This window comes from Vibrio parahaemolyticus (genome assembly GCF_900460535.1).
GTDB classification, from domain to species: Bacteria; Pseudomonadota; Gammaproteobacteria; order Enterobacterales; family Vibrionaceae; genus Vibrio; species Vibrio parahaemolyticus.
Genome location: NZ_UHIL01000001.1, coordinates 3,148,161 through 3,170,981 on the forward strand (window position 1 = coordinate 3,148,161; position 22,821 = coordinate 3,170,981).

The window sequence follows — 22,821 nt, forward strand, 5'->3', positions numbered from 1 at the left end:
GTTTAAGGAGGTGATCCAGCGCCAGGTTCCCCTAGCGCTACCTTGTTACGACTTCACCCCAGTCATGAACCACAAAGTGGTAAGCGTCCCCCCGAAGGTTAAACTACCTACTTCTTTTGCAGCCCACTCCCATGGTGTGACGGGCGGTGTGTACAAGGCCCGGGAACGTATTCACCGTGGCATTCTGATCCACGATTACTAGCGATTCCGACTTCATGGAGTCGAGTTGCAGACTCCAATCCGGACTACGACGCACTTTTTGGGATTCGCTCACTTTCGCAAGTTGGCTGCCCTCTGTATGCGCCATTGTAGCACGTGTGTAGCCCTACTCGTAAGGGCCATGATGACTTGACGTCGTCCCCACCTTCCTCCGGTTTATCACCGGCAGTCTCCCTGGAGTTCCCGACATTACTCGCTGGCAAACAAGGATAAGGGTTGCGCTCGTTGCGGGACTTAACCCAACATTTCACAACACGAGCTGACGACAGCCATGCAGCACCTGTCTCAGAGTTCCCGAAGGCACCAATCCATCTCTGGAAAGTTCTCTGGATGTCAAGAGTAGGTAAGGTTCTTCGCGTTGCATCGAATTAAACCACATGCTCCACCGCTTGTGCGGGCCCCCGTCAATTCATTTGAGTTTTAATCTTGCGACCGTACTCCCCAGGCGGTCTACTTAACGCGTTAGCTCCGAAAGCCACGGCTCAAGGCCACAACCTCCAAGTAGACATCGTTTACGGCGTGGACTACCAGGGTATCTAATCCTGTTTGCTCCCCACGCTTTCGCATCTGAGTGTCAGTATCTGTCCAGGGGGCCGCCTTCGCCACCGGTATTCCTTCAGATCTCTACGCATTTCACCGCTACACCTGAAATTCTACCCCCCTCTACAGTACTCTAGTCTGCCAGTTTCAAATGCAATTCCGAGGTTGAGCCCCGGGCTTTCACATCTGACTTAACAAACCACCTGCATGCGCTTTACGCCCAGTAATTCCGATTAACGCTCGCACCCTCCGTATTACCGCGGCTGCTGGCACGGAGTTAGCCGGTGCTTCTTCTGTCGCTAACGTCAAATGATAGTGCTATTAACACTACCACCTTCCTCACGACTGAAAGTGCTTTACAACCCGAAGGCCTTCTTCACACACGCGGCATGGCTGCATCAGGCTTGCGCCCATTGTGCAATATTCCCCACTGCTGCCTCCCGTAGGAGTCTGGACCGTGTCTCAGTTCCAGTGTGGCTGATCATCCTCTCAGACCAGCTAGGGATCGTCGCCTTGGTGAGCCCTTACCTCACCAACTAGCTAATCCCACCTAGGCATATCCTGACGCGAGAGGCCCGAAGGTCCCCCTCTTTGGCCCGTAGGCATCATGCGGTATTAGCCATCGTTTCCAATGGTTATCCCCCACATCAGGGCAATTTCCTAGGCATTACTCACCCGTCCGCCGCTCGACGCCGTTATCGTCCCCCGAAGGTTCAGATAACTCGTTTCCGCTCGACTTGCATGTGTTAGGCCTGCCGCCAGCGTTCAATCTGAGCCATGATCAAACTCTTCAATTTAAGATTTTGTTCGGCTCAATGAATACTGAACATTACATAAAGTAATGTTTGAATTGACTGTGCTGAATCCGAAGATTCAATGGTCACTTCGTTTCATTGAAACCTAATTTGATATCGCTTTCCGTTAAGAAAGAAATATCTAATTGGATCATCATCAACGAGTGCCCACACAGATTGATAGGTCTATATTGTTAAAGAGCTTGCTCTGCGAGAAGTTTTTCTCTCAAAGCGGAGGTGCATTCTAGCGATTTGGTTGTTAGTGTCAAACACTTTTTCAACTAATTTTCGTAGAAGCTTTTTACCTCTCCGACACTGCTGAAGCCTTATCGCGTCTGCCGTTTCGATGGATGCGCATTATAGGGAGAAGAATTTCTTTGGCAATACTAAAAATGCATTTTTTCTAAAAAAACATGCCAAATGGACACTTTCCACTCAACATCTAAATTCACCCAAATTAACACCCAGCATTTCTACAGAATACTCACAAAAAACTGTGGATAACTACTCATCACTGTCAAAGAAATAGGATATTCGCGAGCGTGGGTTTAGGTACTCTTTTATCTTATCTGGCAATTTAGATGGATGAATCGCATTTACGATCCTCAAATCTTTCGATGCAAGCTCAATGATGGGAGCTTGAGTTCTTGGCACTGATGGGTCGTAAACCAGAACATTTGGAAATAGCAGGTTTGAAGCGTTCACTGAGATGACCAATCCCACCATATTATTAGATAACTGAACAACCGTGCCAGGAGGGAAGACGCCCATGAACTTGATCAGAATATTAAGGTTTTCTTCTTTATATAGGTGTTTACAGTTTTTATATAAATGAGAAAGGGCGGTGTATGGGATTTTCTGTTCTGAAGCGATCGGTGTATGGCACAAATTATCAAATGCATTTGCCACTATGACAATTTGAGCCAATTCATCAATTTCATCCCCTTTAAGACCCTCAGGATAACCGGAGCCATCTCTTAACTCATGATGCTGAGCAATCACGGTTTTAGCTGGTTCAGGAAAACCTTCGATCTGATTCGCGAGATCCAAACCATATTTAGTATGTAACTTTAGGTAGTTGGTTTCTGGCTCGGTTAATGGCACTTGCTTTCTTAATATAGCGGTAGGGATTTTGATCTTACCCATATCATGAAACAGAGCAGCGAAAGAGAGCTCTTTTAGTTGCTTGGCAGAATACCCTTTCGCACGCCCAATCATCATGGCAATAACCGCAACGTTTAGAGAATGGAAATAGATATCTTCAAATTCGTTTTTGCCGTTCATTAGATGAAGCGTGACATTATCATCGCACATCAACTTCTCAACAATGTCTTCTATTAACAGTTGAGCTTCATCAACAGCGGCAGTTGGGCGGTTACGAATTTTCGTCATGACTGATCGCATCCGCGCAAGTGAGCGCTCAAACTCTTTCTCACACTGAATCACTCGTCGACGATATGCACTGAGCTTTTCAATTCGTTTCTGTTTTTCTTGCCACAGTTTTTGCGTTTCTAGATCCAACGATTCATTGCTTGTTGTGCTGTCCGTTTGGATTTGATTGACGGGCAATGGTGCGGTGTCGCTTTGTTCGGGATTAAAGTACACGAACTTCACACCGAGATGACGAATCATCTCGATCTGTTCCTGGTCTTTAATTTTAAAGCTATTGAGTAGGAAGGGGTGATCGTTCCACTTTAGCGGAAGGCGGATATGTAATCCCGGCTGAATACGATCCACTGTAAGTTTAATTGCTGCCACTTTTTCACTACTATTAAGTTTTCACGATAAACCAAGAATAGTAGTAGATTCTGTAAATAAATTCATCAATAAGAACTCACAAGTGCGAGTCATTCGCGTTAAGAACCAATGTGTTGTTCATAATTTGAATCAAGCTCATACCTGAGTATCAATCAGAGTCTTGTTTTAATACTCGATCCGCATGACGCAGTTTCAGCTTGGCTTCGAAGACAGGTTTTTCTATGTGCTCCTGTTTTTTTACTAACCCCATTAACGTTTGCACAGCCGCTCGCGCCATATCACTAATAGGGAAATGCACAGCAGATACCGTCGGGTACAAACTTTCACATAGGTCTACACTGTCAAAACTGGTTAAAGAGATTTGCTCCGGCACCGAAATTTTATGCTCATGAAGATATTGCATCGCCCCAACCGTCATTTCTTCGCTGCATGAAAATACAGCAGTTACCTCTGGGTGACGTTTTAAAATGGAAGCCATCGCATCATAACCGCTTTGTCTGCCGTAATTCCCTTCTTCACACCAACTTTCATCAATGTCGATACCAGCTGTTTTCATTGCATCAACATAGCCAAGCTTTCTGAGCAAACTATTGTGACGTAGGGATGGCCCGGTAATACAGGCAATGTTTTTATGGCCACCAGCGATTAAGTGCTCAACAGCGATACGACTTGCATGGTGGTGATTAAACGTAATGCAGCGCTCTTCAATCCCTTCGACATAACGATCGAGAAGCACAAAAGGCGTAGGAAGTTTTGCTAACTCACGTAGATCATCATCGGATAAATAGCGACTATGCAGAACATAGCCATCGCAACGAAGATCGTTGAAACGCTGAATCGCTTCTTTCTCTCCTTCAGCAGAATGATGGCCTTGCGCAGTGATGAGAAACTTCTTATGAATGTCTAATTCTGTTTGCACTTGCTCCATCATTTCACCGAAAAATCCACCGGTGTAATAAGTCACCAACAAACCGACCATATTACTTGACGATGTTGCAAGAGAACGGGCGATCGCACTTGGACGGTAATTCAATTGCGCCATGGCTTGTTCTACTTTTTTTCTAGTTTCTTCACGAAACTTTCCTTCCCCATTAATGATGCGAGAAACGGTAGAACGATTTACACCGGCGAGTTCGGCGACATCTTTAATCCTTGCCATAATGCTAATGAATCCAACTGCTAATAAATAATGAATGTTTTTATTCGAAAAATGGCTGCCAGCAATTCGTAAGGTGACTATAGGGGTCGAATCTGGCAGCCTTAATCATACACCTACAACTTGGCTGGTAGAAACGAGTGCGGAGTAATCCGTGACGGCTATACCATGCTGCGCCAATTGCTCTTTTAGAATGGGAGATGTGAGCACTTGTAGCTCTAACTCTCTTTGCAGAGCATAGCCACTTTTCATAATAAGGGGCTGGTCGGCATAAGCAGGATGACACATCACCTCTACCACATCGTAATTCTCTTTTAAGCTCAAAAGGTGTTGCATTAATCCGTCCAAACTTACCTTTTGATCGTAAAACTCATCGGTAAAGAAATAGCTTGTCGTCATTGGTTGGTGACAGATACCACTCCCGCGAAGTGGCACGCGGTGCTCTTTCGCGAGTTTCTGAACAATAGGAAGAATCTGGGGATGCGTATGAGCATGATGATGACTATCAAGGTGGCTGAGCGTTAGTCCAAGTGACAAGAAGTGATCAATTTGAGCTTTAGCTTCATCGTAAACCGCTTGAGCTTCAAAATCTTGCTTGTTCCACAATTCACTGTATTTGACGAAATGCGTTCTACCATTGGTTAAGTTTGGGTGCTCCGTGAGAGGAGCACCTGCTGTAAACCGTAGATGTACGCCAATTTTTAAGTCTGGATTTTGATGAGCTAACTCGATTGCATTCTGCTCGGCATCCATCCCTACCATCATAGTAGTCGATTTCACGACACCATCTTGATGGGACTTTACAATGCCGTTATTAACACCTTGAGTCAGACCAAAATCGTCCGCATTAAAAATGACTTTCATTGACGCTCTTCCTTAGTATTACAACGCTGTAAGTTTAAATTGAGGCAAATAAGGCGCATTAACCGCTAACAGCTCATCCAATATCGCTTTCGCTCGACCAATGTCTGGCACCAAAGGATTATTCGTTAATGCCATCAATGCTTTGTCGTAGTTACCTTCAACAGCGGCTTCTATCGTCAACTGCTCATAAGCTTTCACTTGATGCAGTAGCCCTTTGATGTTGTTTGATAGCTCACCAACAGCAAGGGGTTTTGCCCCCCAACTACCAATCACAGCACTGCATTCAATCACGGCATCATCCGGTAGGCCATTGATCGCGCCGTTGTTTAAAACGTTTACGACATGAATGCTGTTACGGTTGTTGTAAATGGAGTCGACGAGATTGAGTGACGCATCTGAGTAATATGCTCCCCCTCGCTCTTCCAACTCTTTCGGTTTGTGGTCTAAGTTCGGATCTTGATAGAGCTTAAACAATGCATTTTCGGTTTCCATGACTTGCTCTGCGCGAGTCCCTTTTTCACCTGCGCTCTGCTTTTCTTCTGCCAACATAGCGTCTGTTTGGTAAAAATAGCGATGATAAGGACAAGGAATCGCACCGAGCGCTTTTAGAAATGCCGGATCCCACGGTTCTTCCCAAATGTTCTTCATACTGAAGTTAGCGCCATCTCCGACTTTCTCTAAGACGGTTTGAGTGATGTCTTCGCCTTTCAGCCACGCTTTGTGTACCCAGACCAGATGATTTAGACCTGCAAACTCCAACTGTAGCTCTTTGGGCTCGCAATCCATCATCTCTGCAATCATCATTTCCATTGAGACGGGTACATTACATAAGCCGATACTTTTGACTTTAGTATGCTTACTCACCGCTTCTGAGACGAGACCAGCAGGGTTCGTAAAGTTGAGCATCCAAGCGTTTGGCGCCAACTCTTCAATGTCTTTACAGATATCAAGAATGACCGGAATGGTTCTCAGTGCTTTAGCAAATCCGCCAGGGCCTGTGGTTTCTTGTCCGATCACATCGTATTTGATAGGAATTCTTTCATCGTTTGCTCGAGCAGCAAGCCCGCCTACACGGAATTGAGTCATGACAAAGTCAGCGCCTTTGATCGCAGCACGGCGGTCAAAATCCGCTTTAATTTCAATATCCGCGCCCGCTTTATCGACCATCCGCTGAGCCAAGCCTTTGATGATTTCTAGCTTTTCCGCGCCGGATTCTATGTCCACAAAGTGAATCTGTTTAACTGGCAAGTAATCCAAGCGTTTGATTACCCCTTCAACCAATTCCGGAGTATAGCTACTGCCACCACCAATAATGGCAAGTTTGATCGCCTCTCTAGACATAATGATTTCCTTACTTGTTCGCGAGTTGCTTGTTCAAAGCGACAATCTCAACAGCCATTTCTTGCGCTAGAATCGTTGTCATTAAATGATCTTGAGCGTGCACCATAACCAGAGTCATCGGCACTTTGCCCTCCCCCTGATCTTCTTCGATCAATTGCGTCTGAATTAAATGCGCCTTGTTAATGCACTCTCTGGCTTGCAACAATTTCTCTTCTGCTGCTTCAAATTTTTGCTCTCTCGCCAAACGGAGCGCTTCATAACTTAAACTTCTGGCTTCACCCGCATTGCAGATGATTTCCATTACAACCAGTTCTTGTTCCATTTTCTCTCTCCAGAAATATGGGCTGCTTGGTAAAACAGCCCATTCATAATTAAGCGGTTACGCCTTCACCAGCAGGTTGTTCTGCCTGTTTCGTTTCTTTGGTTGTTGGTAGTTCTTGCTCAAGCATTTGCTTCTCAAACATTTTGAAGAATGGGAAGTAGATAAGAAGGTCAAGAATCAACAGACCCACTACGAGCAGTACCGGAGAAAACGTCCAGCCACTTCCCCAAGACGCACCAATAATTGCCGGCGTCGTCCATGGTGTAGTAGCCACCCCCATACCTACGAAGCCAAGATGCACAGCAAAGTAAGCAATCGTTGCGTTAATTACTGGAGCAAAAACAAATGGGATGAACAATGTTGGGTTCATTACGATTGGGCTACCAAAAATCACTGGTTCATTAATTTGAAAGAAGCCAGGAACCGCACTCATTCGGCCGATACTCTTTAGGTGAACAGAGCGGCTAAATGACATAAGTAGAACCAACGCTAACGTCGCACCAGAACCACCAATGAAGATATAGAAGTCCCAGAACGGCTGAGTGAAGATATTCGGAACAGGCTGCCCAGCAACAAATGCGTCGATGTTTCCACTGATGTTTGTTAGAAAGATTGGCGATAGAAGGCCAACCACAATCGCGGCACCATGAATCCCTGCAAACCAAAGTAATTGACACATGAGTAGTGCACCAATGATTGCAGGTAAAGTATTTGATGCGCTGATTAATGGCTTGAACATCGCCATAACTGCATCAGGAATCAACATGTCGTATTGGGTTTGAACGAAGATGCTTAGTGGATAAAGCGTGACAAACACAGCTAGAACAGGCAGTAACACCTCGAAAGAACGCGCGATCGCAGGTGGCACCTGCTCTGGCATGCGAATCGTGATGTTGTGCTTTTTCATAAATCGATACAGCTCAACAGCAAAGAAGGCACACATTACTGCAGTGAAGATCCCTGTACCGCCCATGTGTTTCATCGCTAACGTGCCATCTTGAGCTGGTGCAGCCACCAGCAAGAAACACATTAAAGATAAAACCGCGCTAGTGATCCCATCCATTTTGTACGCTTTCGCCAGACTGTAGGCAACACCGAGCGACACGAAGATGGTCATGATCCCCATCGACATATTGAAAGGCATCATAATGGTGTCAAAGTGAGTGGTAGCAAAGTCGAGCCAAAGACGACCAAAGGTAAACGTCGTATCTTCAGCAAATGGTGGAAATGCAAAAATCAAAATGAAACTGCCCACGATGATAAACGGCATAGCGACAATAAAACCATCTCTCATTGCGCGAACGTGGGGTTGATTACCCACTTTTGCAGCGATAGGGGCTATATGCTTTTCGACTGTTCCTATAATCGCGTCATAAAGCTTCATAGAGTCCATCCTTATTTCAGACAAAATAATCCCGCATCAAATATTTATATTTGATGAACAATTTTCTTTTATTTCAAATTATTGGCTTAGTTAATTAATTCTAATGCTTGTTCTAGTACTTCGTCCCCTTTCATCATTCCATATGCTTGGGGAGATATCGCATCGATATTTTTTCCGTACTCTTGCGCTGTTTTTCTTAACTCTTCCAGTTGAAAACGTACCTGAGGACCTAGTAAACAAACGTCATACTCTTTAATCGCCTCTTCAAATGCATTCACTGACATCGCATCAATCTTGCATTCAATTCCTTTAATTTCAGCAGCTTGCTCCATTTTCTTAACAAGCATACTGGTCGACATCCCTGCGCTACAGCATAAAAGGATCTTTTTCATAGCCTTACTCCCGTTGTGTAAATTTCAACCTGCAAAAACTGTAGCAAAAATAATCAGCACAAAAAAGCGCAACCGGTTGCGTTATTCGTGAACAGAATCTCACTTTAGAAAATAAGGTCTATTTTTTAATAATTATTTAGGTCTAGGATAAAAGTCAGAGAATTAAGGAAGATTACGAATTTACATTTACAACTATCAATATATTACTACTGACAACGTCATTATTAATTTCGAAAAGGAATCGAAAATGAAATTAAATAAACTGGCTATTGCAACGCTTGTAAGTGCCGCTCTATCTCAATATGCATTTGCCCAAACTGACACCAAAGGAACCATTTATCTGACGTTTGATGATGGCCCAATCAACGCCTCAATTGACGTCATTAATGTGCTAAATCAAGAAGAAGTAAAAGCGACGTTTTACTTTAATGCGTGGCACCTAGATGGTATTGGTGATGAAAACGAAGACAGAGCGTTAGAGGCACTAAAACTGGCGTTGGATAGCGGCCACATCGTCGCAAACCACAGTTATGACCATATGGTTCACAACTGTGTTGAAGAATTTGGCCCAAACAGTGCGGCAGAATGTAATGCAACGGGTGATCACCAGATCAACTCTTATCAAGATCCTGCCTACGATGCCTCGATGTTTGCAGAAAACTTGTCAGTACTAGAAAAATATTTGCCGAACATTACGAGCTACCCAAACTATAAAGCGAATGAGTTTGCTCGTTTGCCTTATACCAATGGTTGGCGCGTTACGAAAGACTTCAAAGCGGACGGCTTATGTGCCACGTCCGATGATCTTAAACCTTGGGAGCCTGGCTATTCATGTGATACGGCAAACCCATCTAACAGTGTAAAAGCAGCCATCGCGGTTCAAAATATCCTAGCGAATAATGGCTATCAAACTCACGGTTGGGATGTGGATTGGGCCCCTGAAAACTGGGGCATTGCGATGCCAGCAAACAGCCTTACAGAAGCTGAACCATTCCTTGGGTATGTCGATTCCGCGCTAAATACTTGTGCGCCTACGACAATTAACCCTATCAACTCCAAAGCACAAGAGTTCCCATGTGGTACACCTTTGCATGCCGATAAAGTTATTGTGTTAACTCATGAGTTCCTGTTTGAAGACGGTAAACGTGGCATGGGTGCAACTCAAAACCTACCGAAGCTCGCGAAGTTTATCCAGCTAGCCAAACAGGCTGGTTATGTCTTCGATACCATGGATAACTACACACCGAACTGGCAAGTTGGTAACAACTACAGCGCCGGCGACTACGTTCTACACCTCGGTACGGTATATCAAGCAGTAACAAGCCATACAGCGCAACAAGATTGGGCTCCATCACCAACATCTAGCTTGTGGACGAATGCGGATCCAGCTACTAATTGGACTCAGAATGTTTCATACAAACAAGGCGATGTGGTGACTTATCAAGGTTTGCGTTACCTAGTTAATGTACCGCACGTATCTCAAGCAGACTGGAGTCCGAGCTCACAGAACACCTTGTTCACAGCTCTATAAGCTGTTCCCTACTATCATCATGTAGTAGTTTGCGCGAGGCATACCCTCGCGCTTTTTTCTTGAAACGCGGCAAATCGGTATTCAACTCGAACCTCCAAACACACGTAAATCTAAGCGCATCTCCCCCAAACGACGAAAGGCCGCTATAAAAGCGACCTTTCTATGTATGGTACTGATAAGTGAGGTGACAAGGCTTGCATCCAACTGGGCAGACACTCCTGACGCCACGCTGGATTTGAATTTACAAACGCCAGAAACAACAAAGCCCCGACTTTCGTCGAGGCTCTGTCTTGGAATATGGTACCGGTGGGCGGACTTGAACCGCCACGCCCGAAGGCAACGGATTTTGAATTCCTCTTAAGCCCTTGTAATTACTTGCATTTAAGAGGATTTCTTTGGATATCAAGGACCATGAAATAGGATTTCATTGGATCTTTTTAGCACACGCCGAGCACAGGTTTGAAATAAGAAAGTGGTGCACACACTAGTTCACCCTTTGTAACACGTTTCTGGACAAAACTGATTTAACACTATTGAATCAAGGACTTTTATTTGTATTAGATAGCTTATTGGGTATTTCTAAACGCCAGGTCAAAACCGCCGCAACGCTTTGACCTGGAAGTTATATTCTTTAATAAATCTCAGATTATGCCAATAACCCTTCTAGTTTTTTCAATGCCTTTGCAATGACCGCCTCTTTCTCTTTGATACTTGAGATTATCTCCGCTGGCGTTCGGGTATCTTGTTCTACAACCACATACGGGTTGACAGCCTTGAGATCAAACGTTGCAGCATCAATATCGGAGGCCTTAGTCTCTAGCGCTTTGGCTGCCTTTTGCTTCTGTGCAATCTGTTCATTTACGGCATCTAGAGCTGCTTTCTCAGCTTTATCCTTTTTAAGTTGCTTATGCTGTTCTTTTAAATCAATAACCTCGGCTTTAATGGCAGCAGCCTCTTCGAGTAAAGGCTGCATTTCTTCACGGGCTTTAGCTCGGCGATCAGAAAAATCAACCGTCCAAGAATAGCGACTATCACCTTCTGGTTTGCCGTGGTTTTGCAACATACGAGCGTAGCTTGGGAACGGCTTATCCAAGTTAGTTTTATCTTCTAACCAATCAGCGGTAAGAGTATTGGGTAGTTGAGCATCGGGAAGAACTGTACCATCTTGTGCAAAACCAAAGTGCGCTAGTGTTAATGGTGTTTTCTTACCGACTTTGATGTGTGATAAGTCGTAGTACCAAATTTTTTCGGTTTTCTTTCCTTTGGTAAAAAACAGTAGGTTGGTTTTTACGCCTGCTCCCGCTGTTGAAAATACACCACCGGGTAAACTGACAATTGCCCAAAGATCGCATTCATCTACAAGTTTTCGTTTGGTTTCGACAAAAGCGCTTTCGTTAGTGCGGAATAGCAGACCTTCATCCAATACAATTGCACAGGAGCCCTCAGGTGCAAGTTCACTTAGAATGTCCTGAACAAAAAGCACTTGGGTCGAACTGGTTTCAAATGCAAAGTTTTTCTGTGCGTCTTTGCCTTCTTTGCCACCAAACGGAGGGTTAGTCAAAATTACATCAAATTGCTTCGGGGCTTGCTCAAATAGTCCGGCGTAAGTAGCGCGGCGAGTCAATGAGTTGCCATGCCAAAGGTTGGGCTGATCGATACCGTGTAAGACTAAGTTAGCCAGTGCTATAGGGATTACTAGGTTCTCTTTTTCACGGCCAAAAAATGTATCGTATTTTAGTGTGTCGAGATCAGTACTCGCAGGGCTTTGTCCAAGTTGTCGGGCGATATGTTCATAAGCAATCGCAAGAAAGCCACCGGTACCGCAGCAAGGATCATAAACGGTTTGACCTAGCTCTGGTTTCACGGTGTGAACCATTGCACGAATGACTTCACGTGGAGTAAAAAACTGGCCTCCGTCGGAGTTTTTCTCACCCATTTTCAGCAATAGGTCTTCATACACTTGTGATAGGGTGAAGAAGTGGGTATCGTCCACATACTCAATATTGATCTCGTGCACTTTGTCCAGAATATCACGTAGATTAGCTTCGCTATCGACTCGAACGCGCTCCACAGCAGTCATAGTTCGACCAATTATTCGCTGTTTTCGGCTAGCCTCAGGGGTGGGTAAACCAGTTTGCGGGTCGATATCCATACTGTGTAGATGGGGCAGTAACTCTTTATTGATAAAGTCGAACAATTTGCCATCACCGGCTGCAAATAACTCCTGCCGTTTCCAACCGTACGGTTTGCCTTCTGCTGTTTTAGGGTGGCCAGTTTTTTCAGAAAAGGGCGCTGCCCAATCCTGCCAGCGGTATGGGCTGTTTAACGCAGGGGTAAAGTTTGCCCCTAATACTTCTGCTTCTTCGCGAGCTTTGATTTCCTGTGCATCGAGAATACGTAAGAACAGAATCCAAGTGAGTTCGGGCACATATTGCAATGCGCTGGCACAATTGGAACGGCGCATTACATCGCAGATGCTTTTTACAAAAGAGGAAAGAGATTGAGTTGAGGCAATAGCCTTAGGTTGTTTGGTTGTCTTTGTTGCTTTAGCCATAATTAATTCTCAAATGATTTGGCAAGTATACGGGCGGGCAGTTTTTCAATATCTGCTAATTTGGCTTTGGTGGATTGCTCTAGAGCGTCTATTTCTGTCATAGCCGATTGAATACGAGCAACTAACTTTAGCTGTTCAGCTTTTGTTGGAGCGGGCACTTCAAGTGCATTCAGAAGCGTACCATTAAGCGCTGATTGACTTCCTCCACGATCAGATGATAAATCTCGTAAATCTTGATAAGAAGATTTCATCCATAGATATAAAAACTCAGGCTCCCAAGTGTCGTTTGGCATTACAGCGAAACAGTTTTGGTTTGTCGTAGCTGGAATTTCTAAAATCGCGGATTGCCCGCGAGTCTTTCCTTGACCAATCATTGCAATCAGCACGCTCTTAGGCGGAAGTAATTTTACCGAACACTCAGCAAGAGCTAAATTAGAAATAGCTTCTTTAGTCGATGTTATAGGCGTAAAAGCGACTTCACCTGTTTTTACCCAAGCAATTTCCGCCGGTTCCCAATATTGTTTATTACCACGTGATGGTGTTGATCCGCTGGTAGTTGGAGCGTTGTCTCCCAAACGTTTTTTCGGAACGGAATCAAGTTCAGCAAAGAACGCTTTTAGCATACGAGCGCGTAACAGGTGAACATCACTCAACTGCACCTGTGCCGCGTGCCGGGCAGTTTCCACTTCTGCTAGTTGCGCTTTTAGGCCAGTTGCGATTTTTCGTTGTTGCTCGATTGAGAATTTTGGTATTTCGATATTTTCAATGAAACCTGAAATTATACTATTGACAGTAGGTCCTATTTTTACCCCATGTCTAAGTACATAATCTTGTTTCGCTAATAAAAATAACGCGACATACTCTGGATCAAACTCTTCGTTCGGGACAATGGCTTTAATATCCTGATTGAAAGCGGAAGGTTGTCGCACTATTCCTATGGGTAAAGTACGAGAAAGCATGCGTCCGACAAGCAATATTGTACCAGGATTTATTAATCGAGTTGCCGATTCATTAATAGCAGTCTCACTGATATGATCTTGGGACGAAGTTAGATTAAAAGACTTAATATCCTTTGGCGAAAACCAAGGGATTGTTCCCTTCCAGTATTCATTTTTGCTCTTAGAGGGAGTGCCACCACTAAAAAATGAGCAGCATTCTGATAGCTTTAAGGTTCTCATACTCCAAACAACCTCGTCTTAGCCTCATGTATCACCTGTACTGGAGTTCCTAAACCGCGTAACGTATTTAAACCTCCAGCTAATTTAATCTCAGGCACTTCCCATAAACTTGGACTTTCTAGTGCATCGGTACCACCTTGGGAAAATTGGTGTCCAAGGCCTTTCAGCACAATTGCAGCTTTATCATTCATATTTTCAAACCAGCTCTGATTGTCGTTTATAAATTGTTCACCGCGTTCAGGGCGTGTAAGAGCTCTGGTATGGTAGCCGTGGTGGCCAAAAAAGTCGTACAAATCAAAATCGTTCATTTTGTCTATTTCGCGGATCACTTCCGGGCTAAAATTATCACCCAGCAGGTGATCAATTAATTGGCGGCGCTTTTGGGCTTCAATCCACAGCGCACGAAAATCGTTTAAGTTACGTGCTTCGCTCAATACACGTTGCATTACTTCTCGGCGGTATTCATCCACCGGTATTGGAGTGTCTCGTCCATCTCTGCGGCTGAGAATAAAACGCCCTTGCGGGTTGATAATTACACTTTTTCCGCCGATTTCTGCTACGGTAGGGCCGCTATTTCCACCGCCTCCGCCGGGAAGCTCTCCGCCACCACTCTTGCCACCAGAGCCAGGACGGGGTGGCTTAGTAATAAAATCAGTGCCAAATAATTGGGTAACGTCGGTATAGTCGTATAGCCAGAATTTGTATTTTTGGGTTTCTTCGTGAATGCGGGTGCCGCGGCCTACCATCTGGTAAAACTTTATGGGCGATTGCAAGTAACGGAAAAACACTACTGCGTTTAGACGCTCAATATCGACGCCTGCTTCTAACAAGTCCACGGTACAAGCAATAAATGCCCGCTCTGCGGAGCCACGCATAGGTTCAATCATGTCCGAGCCGTTGTTAGCGCCTCCCATACATTTGAACGCATAGTGGTCTTTAGGTGTTTGGCTGTGCTCTTTACACCAGCGAACGTACAAGTTGTTCATATGTTGAGCCACGCGATCCGCGTGTATTTCACGGGTGCAGAAGACTATCACTTTCTGCTCTGGCCCGCCATTTTCACACAGTAGTTTGAATAGATCTGCGCACATTTTGGGCGTGCGTAGTTCTATAAAGAGTTCATCGTCGAAGTCTTTGCCAGTGTATTCACTTTTGGCGAGATCATCTTCAGTAAGTGGTAATCCCGTTTTTATATCCTTCACGCCTGCTTTGAGTATTTCGTCCCTGGTAAAGGTGGCGTTATCAATGCTTGCTTTACGTTTGACTATTTCACAGGCCGCGAGGTAGCCATCCTCCTGAGCTTGAATTAGCGTATATTCATAAACTGGCTCACCAAAATACTGGCGGTTATTGGCTGTGATTTCTTGGTCTTCTTGGCTGGCGTGTTTGGATTCTTCCAGTTTTCGTGGTGTCGCTGTAAGGCCTATATGAATAGCTTTAGGGTTGCGTTTAAGTACTTCCGACCAACGCCCCCATGCCGAGCGATGGCATTCGTCGATAATAATTACACTAAAGGCATCTTCACCGTAATGCTCAGAGAGAAAGCTTGCAAAACCGTCATCGTCATCAAGCCCCAGAGTTTGATAAGTTGCAATGTGAACGCGGGCATTTGCCGCTGCATTACCACCTTTTTCGGTTCGTACAATACGAGCATTATCTCCAAAAGCTGCTTTGAGTTTTGTGTACGCTTGCTCGCGTAATTCATCACGGTCACACAAAAATAGCGCGGGTTTAGGCAATTGGCCTGCCTGGCTCATACGCCAAAGCAGGTTGGTGGCAATAATGGTTTTGCCTGCTCCAGTGGCTAGGGTTAGTAAGACACGTGGCGGGTTACCTGCTTGTTGTTCGAGTAGAATTTTTTCAAACGCTGCGCGGATAGCGGCATCCTGATAGTAGCGAGATTGCGACCAAGCAGGACTATCAGCCTGAAACAGCATTGCAGCGGCAGGTTGACTTATGTTTATACCAACGTCTTTGGCATAGCGAGCGGTTAAATCAGCATGAGGAGGAAAGTTTGTAAACGGGAATGGACCATTCTGTAAGCTAGTGGTGCAATCAAACTCGCCATATCGATGGCCGTTTGTGGAAAACACATATTTAACATCAAAGCGTTCGCAATCTGCATAGCCCTTGGCCTGTTGCATTCCTTTGAGAGGATCTTCGCTTTCTCTTTTTGCTTCGAGAACGGCGACTGGGAGAGCCTTAGGCATAGGATCAACCTTCACACAAAGGAGGTAATCGGTTCTACCTGGGCCTTTGCGACGGCGTCCTTTGCTACCACTTGGTTCAACTGGAGCGGGTGTTAAAATAGTTTCTAGGGTTATTCGATCCTTGTTGACGTAGCCTTTGTCTCGTAAAACTGGGTCTATCAGATGATAACGGGTATCCGCTTCATTCATGCTCATGATTCTTAGTCCTTATTCTTAAAATTTTTCATGACTAGATAGATTAGTTTTTATGCTTATCCCATCTTGGAAGCCACTAAAAACCTAAACTGAATACAAAGCCCATGAGTAGTTACCTCATAGAACTTACGGGAAAGAAAATCTAACCTACTGTTTTATTGTAATTTACTCGATATGTCTAAAGCGAGCCACTAGAAGTGATGCGTAATATGCTATTTAGCCTGATATAAGCCCCGGATTTCGCAATGTATTGGAATAGATCAATTTTTAACTGCGATATAAAAGCGATTACCCATGCAAGGCGGAAGGGTTGTTACAATAAATTGATTAGATAAATTTGTAAAAACGTAGAGAAGAATGATTAAAAAGCTAAACCACTCCAAATAAGTTGAGGGCAAACCCAACTTAGCGCAAACACCAACTCCGAATTAGATAGCATCTATCAGATTCATGATCAACCGAACTAAATGGCGGTTTTCCGGTGCGTAATTACTAACTAGTAAATTACCATCTTCTAAAGAAGGTGGCTTTGTGTGAGCCCCCTAAAAGGGGGCCTAGGCCTGAATCTAGATTTAGCGCCACAGTCTCACTTGGCTTATTCGCTACTGAGTTTATGACGTCGCTAAAAAGCAGAAGCTAAACAAAGCCGTTGAGTTTGTTGAAGAACTATAATTTCTGTACTTCAGTTAGCTTCTGATAAGTACGGAACAGACGTAAACAGCAGTGGTATTAAGGCAAAGCCGAAGTGAATGATAACCACCTACTGAAGCAGGTGGTTTAGGTCTAACAATTAATAATAACCAGTACAACAGCCGCTACCGCGTTGCTGTTGTACTGGTTATTATATCAATTTACTAAAACTCGGTATTCCAGCTAGAATCCGGAAGCCCCTCCCCTCAGAACCTTCAGCCGACACTCGGTGCGGAATATTTAACAGCATTCAACCTGCGACTATAAACATCAACAGAAACACTTCCGGCAACAGGCTCACCAACCCAAAGCGCAGACAACAAAAAAGGGAGCAGCCACTCAACGCAACTACTCCCTTCAAAACACCAATTCGGACTACTTCAGCTCATAGAACAGCTCGGTCAAAACAGCTTCACCAACTTGTTCAACTAACTGAGCAACAAAATCATCAAACTCATCAGCAAACCCTACTTTCACCAAACCAAACTCAGCGGCAACTTGATCCAGTGATAGATTACGAACCTTACCCTGATCCTTAGCTCGACGAGCCTTGTCATTCAACGAAGTAACAGCCTTACTCAAATCACCACCAGCAACCAGTGCAGGGTGAGCCAGCAACAAATGGCGCGCAGACGGATAGAGCTTACCTTGGTAGAACATAGGTTTGGACTGCCCCTTTAACTTCTCACGCTCGGTGTGTGCAGCAGACAGCGCTTCCTCTACAGATATGCCAGCCTTTATGCGGTTCATCAGCGTACTTTGCGCGACACCCAGCTCTCTAGCCGCTTGGCGCATACTTGAGTACTCGGTGCCGTCTATAACAACTTTCTTGCGGTAGTCACCTTTAGGGCGCGCTTCTAGTTCAAGGGCTTGCTCCAACGTCCAGCCGAACTTGGTAATGCGCTCATTCACCAGTTTAGGGTTCAAGCCATAGTGACGCGCAGCAGCAGTGCGGGAAGGGAACTCAATTCCCTCAATTTCATAGATATTTTTCATATAGTTATCACTTTTCAATTTGCTAAGCATAAAACCACACAGAGGTCGCCTGGACAAGCCAGACGACCTCTGCATGGTTACTTACTCGAAGTAGGTCTTAAAACGGCGCATCATCGTCTACAGGTGCTTTTTGAGCTATACCCTCGCCGAAGCTGACCTTAGATTTAATCTGCTCATATAACGCCAGCATGTCGCGTACGAGTTCTGCGTTCGGTCTCGGCTGTCCGTTAGGTTTCACCCAGTTCTGTTGCTTCCATTTAGGTGCCCATTCAGTAAGAGTGTTCACCACAGTGATGTTCAGACCCAACACTTCAACGGAACCAGCACCATTATTAAGCTCTGCTTTAGCACGCTTTAGAGCATAAAAACCAAGTTGTAGTTGCATAGTGGCAGCAGTCCCCTTCAGAGCTTCGGTCACATGCGTTTCACCATCCAACACCGATATTGTTGAGGCTTTACCGCCTGTACCAAGATGGCAGTTCAGAGTGACCTTCTTAGGTTTCGATGACGTCTGAAGATTGAGAAGGTAACTTAGGTCTTCTTTCACTTTCGGCATACCGTTATTACGTGGTCGCTTCGGGGCTTTTTTCTTCAAGCGCTTATTGTTTGCTTTGCGGATTTCGGGAATTGTATCAACCGCCTCCTGATAGCTATTAAAACCTTTAACATTGCCGCCCGGTTTACCGTGAGATAAAGCGCGAGCCTCATCGAAGGTTTTAACAGGTACGATCGCTTCATCAGTAATCGCCAAATAATAATTACAATGTGACTTAGCCATAATAATGCTCCTTAGAATTTTATTGAGTTAGCCGCCGGAATGACGGCTGTGGATTTGAATAAATGTCATTGCGTGTGAGGTTGGGCTTCTTATATCCCCAACGGTGCAATGGTTGATTGATAAAAAAAGCCCTTCCAGATAAGGGCTTTCGATAGGTCAATATTTACGATCTCAGTTCGGACTGAGAGCTTCCCGAAGTGAGGATCGGGAATCGGGGTTGAAGAGGATTTCAACTTCGAAGTCAGGAAACTTCGAGACTATTAAACGAGCTAAGTTGACAGTCAGCTCTGTCATCGGTACAGCGCCTTCAATCAGTTTGGCTTTCATAGCGCGGCTTACTGAATTTGCTTTAGTCGAGTACCCGTTATCTGTTAACCACTCAGCTAATGCTTTGGCGCTAATCTGTTTCTTGCTCATACCACCTTGCTCTTGCGCGTAGAAACGCAAGAATAAGCGCGCCATTAAGCTATCCGAAGTCTCATCAGCCTTTAAACGCAGGTCCTTGTGACTCGTGCTTTCTGCCATTACCAAACGGTCTTGCCAGTCATACCAATCCTCAAACGTTTTAAGACAATGCGCCTTCCGCCAGTGATCAAAGCGCAATCTTGTAAACAGCATCTCATCCAACGACTTGTGTGGTTTGGTTTCAAGCGCGATATGCTTACTTCCTTGCACATCAATCATCACTGGATTCAACAGTTCTCGCTTCTGATCGAACTCCATGTTCTGGTAGATAGACCGCTTCTCTAGCATCAAATCCTTGTGCTCTAAAAAGCGCATTCGGTTCGGTGTCAGGTAACTACCATCAACTTTATCGCCGGGCTTACGGGTAAGATACTTGTTCACCATATAAGCACTTTGGTCAGTGACCATCGGATCAACCTTAACGCTACCTTTCGCAAGTATCGGCTCAAAACCTTCACTTTCGATAACCGTGTACTGAGCACGAGTCTTAGCACCGATCAGTTGCTTCGCTTGATGCTTGAGTTCCAGTACTTCACCACCAGTTGGGTCTATACGGTGGTAGAGCTCTCGGAACCGCTGACAAATAGGACCTTTTAAGTCTATTTCATGCAGTTCAGCGTTAGTCAGGAAGCCATCTGTTGTCACTGAAACAACAACCTTGTCATCGGGGATGCTATGAAGCATTTCCCCCAACAAGGCTCTAGCTAAGCCAGTCGTGTAAGCGGCGAAAAATGGATTGGTCAAAGTCGATGGTGGTAGTTGCGTAGAGTAACCAGCTTGGATATCGAACGACCTCTTTGGGCGCAACGATTGAGCTAGCTTTCCATAGCAACTATTCAACATTTCCTTGGTCAGTTTCTCGTCAAAGCTACCTTTAACGAATGATTTACGCCGTTCTCGACCCCAACGCATGAAGTCTTCGAAGATTCGTTTATCATTCTTCCATGGCACTACAAACGCTTGCTTGATAGTAATTTCCGCGCCTTGGTTATAAGCAACTTCAAGTTCATGACCAGTGCAGTGCGTTTCACCTGATAGCGGAAATATCAATCCATATTCAGATCGAACGGCTAAACTTGGGAAGCGAGTATGTTCAGGGAACTTAAACTCAACCCACGCCAGAGCACACTTATCTCCTAACAGATCATTAAGATCTTTGGTCATGTACATCTGGTCGTAATCTAACTCGCGTAAACCAAGCGTAATCGCCGAATAGCAGCTTGGAACATCATAATCACGCCATGTATCTATACCAGTGGGGCCAGCGATGAATGACTCGTTGCGACCACCGTGGTAACACTGGGTAGCAAAGTTTTCCAACGTCATACGAGCCGTTGCAGGCACATCACGAGTTATCGTTAGCGGTTTACTTCGGTCGGAAGGCCACACTTCTTTAGTCACCTTCTCAAAGCCAAACAAACCACGATAACCGCGCTTATCCTCTAAGCTATTCACAAAGGCTTTAACAGCGATACCACCAATAGTAAAAGGAACCGAATTTAGACCGAGTGTATTTTGACAGAAGGAAGAAACACGCTCGAAATGACGAGCACTGATAATTGAATCAGTAATTGCATACTCAGCGAATTTCTCAGGCTCTGCTTCCAGAAACTCATCCATCCGGGAGATGGAATACGGCTCTGGAATTTCTACCTTTGGAATCTTCAATAGCTCTCCGACAGAGGCTAGTGACGATCCATTGGGCGAAAGCAGCATGGTGTCGTAGAAAGTGATGAAGAGTGTTTTCTTGTTACCAGACTTCGAGTAAGCCTGTAGTGGTTCTTTATCGATACGTCGAGACATAACTTTATCAAGTTCCAGCCCGTATACGTCATCAAGACTCGCCACCGTCTTACGCAACCCTTTTACGTGGGTCTTTAACTGATCAAAGGCTTGGCTGAAGTTAAACAAATCAGCCGATAGCCAATGAGCACACAAAATGATGTCAGTCGGCCACTTATCAAGTACTTCATCTTCCATCGCTTTTTCGATAGCCTGAACCAAGCATTTGTCCAGTGCCAGCCGTCCCGATTTTTTGGTCGATTCAGGGAACAAGATAATAGTTGATAACTTGCCCTGGAACAGAACCGCGAATTGGTAGCTCAAGATACGGTTGTAGCCTCCGCATTTAGATACGACATACTCAGTATCCATGGCTATCACGGGACGTTCAAAGAACGGTGTTGCCTTTCGCTTTTTACGCTTGGTTTGCTTCTTCTTTTTGGGTTTGCGGAGCACTATGGATTTAGCTTTGCGCTTTACGCCATCAAAAGAAGCAGGCTCACTCGGTTGAGCTTCACCCCAAGCACTTACCGCTTCTTCCTCAGTCCAACCGGATGTTGCTAGGTTGTCCATGCTTAAGTCAGAAGACTGCTCTAACCAATTAAAATTTTTACTCATTAGGTTTACTCCAGATACGCAAAAAGATGCCCGAAGGCATCTTTTTGAAAGGGTTAAAAGATAGGTCTTATCGATATTCTGACCAGTCCACCGTTGGCAAATCATTGCCTTCAGAAAACGCTATCAGCGCATCAACAATCGCATCTCGTAAACCGTCTAGATCTGAGTATTCTTCGGGAGTAAACATCGCGAGTAGGTTATCGCTATTCGTCGCCGTAATCAGAAGCGCTCCAGACTTACCTGAAATGAAAGCGTTGGAGATCGCACTCGCGTGAATCCAGCTTCCACTTTCCAACATCAAGCACTTTCCTTTCTCTGGCTTCACCGCTTTTAAGATCTTATCGAACAGCTCACCAACTTGATCGCCAGACTCGTTAAGAATCAAGTGACAGTTCTTATCCAACACCACTAAGCGATCATCAGACGCTAATACTGTTTTGCCGTTAGCCACATTCGCGACACCAGATTTCGTTTTTACAAACATTGCGTTCATTTTTTATTTTTCCTTCTAAAATTGAATTGTTAAAGAGCAGCGAAGAAGCTCGCTGCCCCCTCGAAAACAACCAAGCGAGAGAATCGCTGCGTTGCTGAGGTCCATATTAGGGATGAAAGAAAGCACTCAACTAAGAAGGGAATCGAGTCGACAAGCCACAAAACAATTAACTCGTAGCTCAAAGTCCAGCTAAGATTTAACGCAGAACCTAAGTCACGAAAGGCACTAGAAGAAATATCAATCGTCAAAGCTGTGATAGTAAAAAGATCAAGTTTAGGTACTCTTTTGTTTGATTTTTTCAGGTAGGGACTAAAAAGCCCAAAGACGTCCTAACGGACGCCTTTGGGCTTTTATCTGTATTAAGAGATATTACTGTGTTAATGCATTGTCATCTCTTTTTCCCAACGCTCAACCTCACTACGCAAGAAGCGAACACTGCGACCTATGCGCATCACTGGCGGTAAGCTTTTAGGGTTACGAGTCACATTGGTTCGCACGGTCGCAGGGTTTAAACCGTACATTTCAGCAAATTCTTCAATAGTTAGTACTCTGGACATGTCG

At 44.8% G+C, this 22,821-nt stretch carries 16 protein-coding genes and 1 rRNA gene; 1 reads left to right on the forward strand and 16 read right to left on the reverse strand.

Annotated elements, in window-relative coordinates:
* Positions 1-3 precede the first annotated feature (3 nt).
* The 8 genes from DYB02_RS16160 to DYB02_RS16200 form a co-directional block, all read right to left on the reverse strand.
* Positions 4-1,556: ribosomal RNA gene (locus DYB02_RS16160) — 16S ribosomal RNA — on the reverse strand.
* Positions 1,557-2,057: 501 nt separating this feature from the next.
* Positions 2,058-3,311, reverse strand: a complete 1,254-nt coding sequence (locus DYB02_RS16170; RefSeq protein WP_005497344.1) for a cyclic di-GMP phosphodiesterase — start codon at positions 3,309-3,311, stop codon at positions 2,058-2,060.
* Between the two features lie 148 nt (positions 3,312-3,459).
* Positions 3,460-4,470 (reverse strand): LacI family DNA-binding transcriptional regulator, encoded by a 1,011-nt coding sequence (locus DYB02_RS16175; RefSeq protein ID WP_005461087.1) that lies wholly within the window; start codon positions 4,468-4,470, stop codon positions 3,460-3,462.
* 105 nt (positions 4,471-4,575) lie between these two features.
* Positions 4,576-5,331, reverse strand: coding sequence for a chitin disaccharide deacetylase (gene chbG, locus DYB02_RS16180; protein WP_005461089.1), 756 nt, complete (start codon positions 5,329-5,331; stop codon positions 4,576-4,578).
* A gap of 18 nt (positions 5,332-5,349) precedes the next feature.
* Positions 5,350-6,672 (reverse strand): 6-phospho-beta-glucosidase, encoded by a 1,323-nt coding sequence (locus DYB02_RS16185; protein WP_015297302.1) that lies wholly within the window; start codon positions 6,670-6,672, stop codon positions 5,350-5,352.
* Between the two features lie 10 nt (positions 6,673-6,682).
* Positions 6,683-6,994: a PTS lactose/cellobiose transporter subunit IIA gene (locus tag DYB02_RS16190; protein ID WP_005461092.1), complete on the reverse strand. Its 312-nt coding sequence runs from the start codon at positions 6,992-6,994 to the stop codon at positions 6,683-6,685.
* A 49-nt stretch (positions 6,995-7,043) separates the two neighbouring features.
* A complete protein-coding gene (locus DYB02_RS16195; protein ID WP_015297303.1) occupies positions 7,044-8,378 on the reverse strand; it encodes a PTS sugar transporter subunit IIC in 1,335 nt (444 codons plus the stop codon).
* A gap of 86 nt (positions 8,379-8,464) precedes the next feature.
* Positions 8,465-8,770 (reverse strand): PTS sugar transporter subunit IIB, encoded by a 306-nt coding sequence (locus DYB02_RS16200; RefSeq protein WP_005478850.1) that lies wholly within the window; start codon positions 8,768-8,770, stop codon positions 8,465-8,467.
* Between the two features lie 247 nt (positions 8,771-9,017).
* Between DYB02_RS16200 and cod the strand changes: the two genes are divergently transcribed.
* The gene (gene cod / locus DYB02_RS16205) at positions 9,018-10,301 is read left to right on the forward strand and encodes a chitin oligosaccharide deacetylase (protein WP_020835360.1); all 1,284 of its coding nucleotides are present in this window, start codon (positions 9,018-9,020) and stop codon (positions 10,299-10,301) included.
* A gap of 646 nt (positions 10,302-10,947) precedes the next feature.
* On the opposite strand, the gene DYB02_RS16210 is transcribed toward cod, so the two are convergent.
* The 8 genes from DYB02_RS16210 to DYB02_RS16245 form a co-directional block, all read right to left on the reverse strand.
* Positions 10,948-12,855, reverse strand: a complete 1,908-nt coding sequence (locus tag DYB02_RS16210) for a class I SAM-dependent DNA methyltransferase (RefSeq protein ID WP_029846560.1) — start codon at positions 12,853-12,855, stop codon at positions 10,948-10,950.
* 2 nt (positions 12,856-12,857) lie between these two features.
* Positions 12,858-14,033: a restriction endonuclease subunit S gene (locus DYB02_RS16215; RefSeq protein WP_077345706.1), complete on the reverse strand. Its 1,176-nt coding sequence runs from the start codon at positions 14,031-14,033 to the stop codon at positions 12,858-12,860.
* Entirely contained in the window at positions 14,030-16,438 is a 2,409-nt protein-coding gene (locus DYB02_RS16220; RefSeq protein ID WP_029846562.1) for a DEAD/DEAH box helicase family protein, read from the reverse strand. The genes DYB02_RS16215 and DYB02_RS16220 overlap by 4 nt, the downstream gene beginning before the upstream one ends.
* Before the next feature lie 1,065 nt (positions 16,439-17,503).
* Positions 17,504-18,124 (reverse strand): hypothetical protein, encoded by a 621-nt coding sequence (locus tag DYB02_RS16225; protein ID WP_029805701.1) that lies wholly within the window; start codon positions 18,122-18,124, stop codon positions 17,504-17,506.
* Between the two features lie 97 nt (positions 18,125-18,221).
* Positions 18,222-18,902 carry a ribonuclease H family protein gene (locus tag DYB02_RS16230; protein ID WP_029805699.1) on the reverse strand — a complete coding sequence of 227 codons (681 nt, stop codon included), beginning with the start codon at positions 18,900-18,902 and terminating at the stop codon, positions 18,222-18,224.
* A gap of 171 nt (positions 18,903-19,073) precedes the next feature.
* On the reverse strand, positions 19,074-21,767 hold the full coding sequence (locus DYB02_RS16235) for a DNA polymerase (protein ID WP_029805696.1): 2,694 nt from the start codon (positions 21,765-21,767) through the stop codon (positions 19,074-19,076).
* Between the two features lie 67 nt (positions 21,768-21,834).
* Positions 21,835-22,260, reverse strand: coding sequence for a hypothetical protein (locus tag DYB02_RS16240; RefSeq protein WP_029805694.1), 426 nt, complete (start codon positions 22,258-22,260; stop codon positions 21,835-21,837).
* A 377-nt stretch (positions 22,261-22,637) separates the two neighbouring features.
* On the reverse strand, positions 22,638-22,817 hold the full coding sequence (locus DYB02_RS16245; RefSeq protein WP_005484891.1) for a helix-turn-helix domain-containing protein: 180 nt from the start codon (positions 22,815-22,817) through the stop codon (positions 22,638-22,640).
* Positions 22,818-22,821: the final 4 nt, after the last annotated feature.

Excerpts from the sequence above, each read along its gene's own strand:
- DYB02_RS16175 (WP_005461087.1), bottom strand. The coding sequence starts at position 4,470 with ATGGCAAGGATTAAAGATGTCGCCGAACTCGCCGGTGTAAATCGTTCT.
- chbG (WP_005461089.1), bottom strand. The coding sequence starts at position 5,331 with ATGAAAGTCATTTTTAATGCGGACGATTTTGGTCTGACTCAAGGTGTT.
- DYB02_RS16185 (WP_015297302.1), bottom strand. The coding sequence starts at position 6,672 with ATGTCTAGAGAGGCGATCAAACTTGCCATTATTGGTGGTGGCAGTAGC.
- DYB02_RS16190 (WP_005461092.1), bottom strand. The coding sequence starts at position 6,994 with ATGGAACAAGAACTGGTTGTAATGGAAATCATCTGCAATGCGGGTGAA.
- DYB02_RS16195 (WP_015297303.1), bottom strand. The coding sequence starts at position 8,378 with ATGAAGCTTTATGACGCGATTATAGGAACAGTCGAAAAGCATATAGCC.
- DYB02_RS16200 (WP_005478850.1), bottom strand. The coding sequence starts at position 8,770 with ATGAAAAAGATCCTTTTATGCTGTAGCGCAGGGATGTCGACCAGTATG.
- cod (WP_020835360.1), top strand. The coding sequence starts at position 9,018 with ATGAAATTAAATAAACTGGCTATTGCAACGCTTGTAAGTGCCGCTCTA.
- DYB02_RS16210 (WP_029846560.1), bottom strand. The coding sequence starts at position 12,855 with ATGGCTAAAGCAACAAAGACAACCAAACAACCTAAGGCTATTGCCTCA.
- DYB02_RS16215 (WP_077345706.1), bottom strand. The coding sequence starts at position 14,033 with ATGAGAACCTTAAAGCTATCAGAATGCTGCTCATTTTTTAGTGGTGGC.
- DYB02_RS16220 (WP_029846562.1), bottom strand. The coding sequence starts at position 16,438 with ATGAGCATGAATGAAGCGGATACCCGTTATCATCTGATAGACCCAGTT.
- DYB02_RS16225 (WP_029805701.1), bottom strand. The coding sequence starts at position 18,124 with ATGAAAAATATCTATGAAATTGAGGGAATTGAGTTCCCTTCCCGCACT.
- DYB02_RS16230 (WP_029805699.1), bottom strand. The coding sequence starts at position 18,902 with ATGGCTAAGTCACATTGTAATTATTATTTGGCGATTACTGATGAAGCG.
- DYB02_RS16235 (WP_029805696.1), bottom strand. The coding sequence starts at position 21,767 with ATGAGTAAAAATTTTAATTGGTTAGAGCAGTCTTCTGACTTAAGCATG.
- DYB02_RS16240 (WP_029805694.1), bottom strand. The coding sequence starts at position 22,260 with ATGAACGCAATGTTTGTAAAAACGAAATCTGGTGTCGCGAATGTGGCT.
- DYB02_RS16245 (WP_005484891.1), bottom strand. The coding sequence starts at position 22,817 with ATGTCCAGAGTACTAACTATTGAAGAATTTGCTGAAATGTACGGTTTA.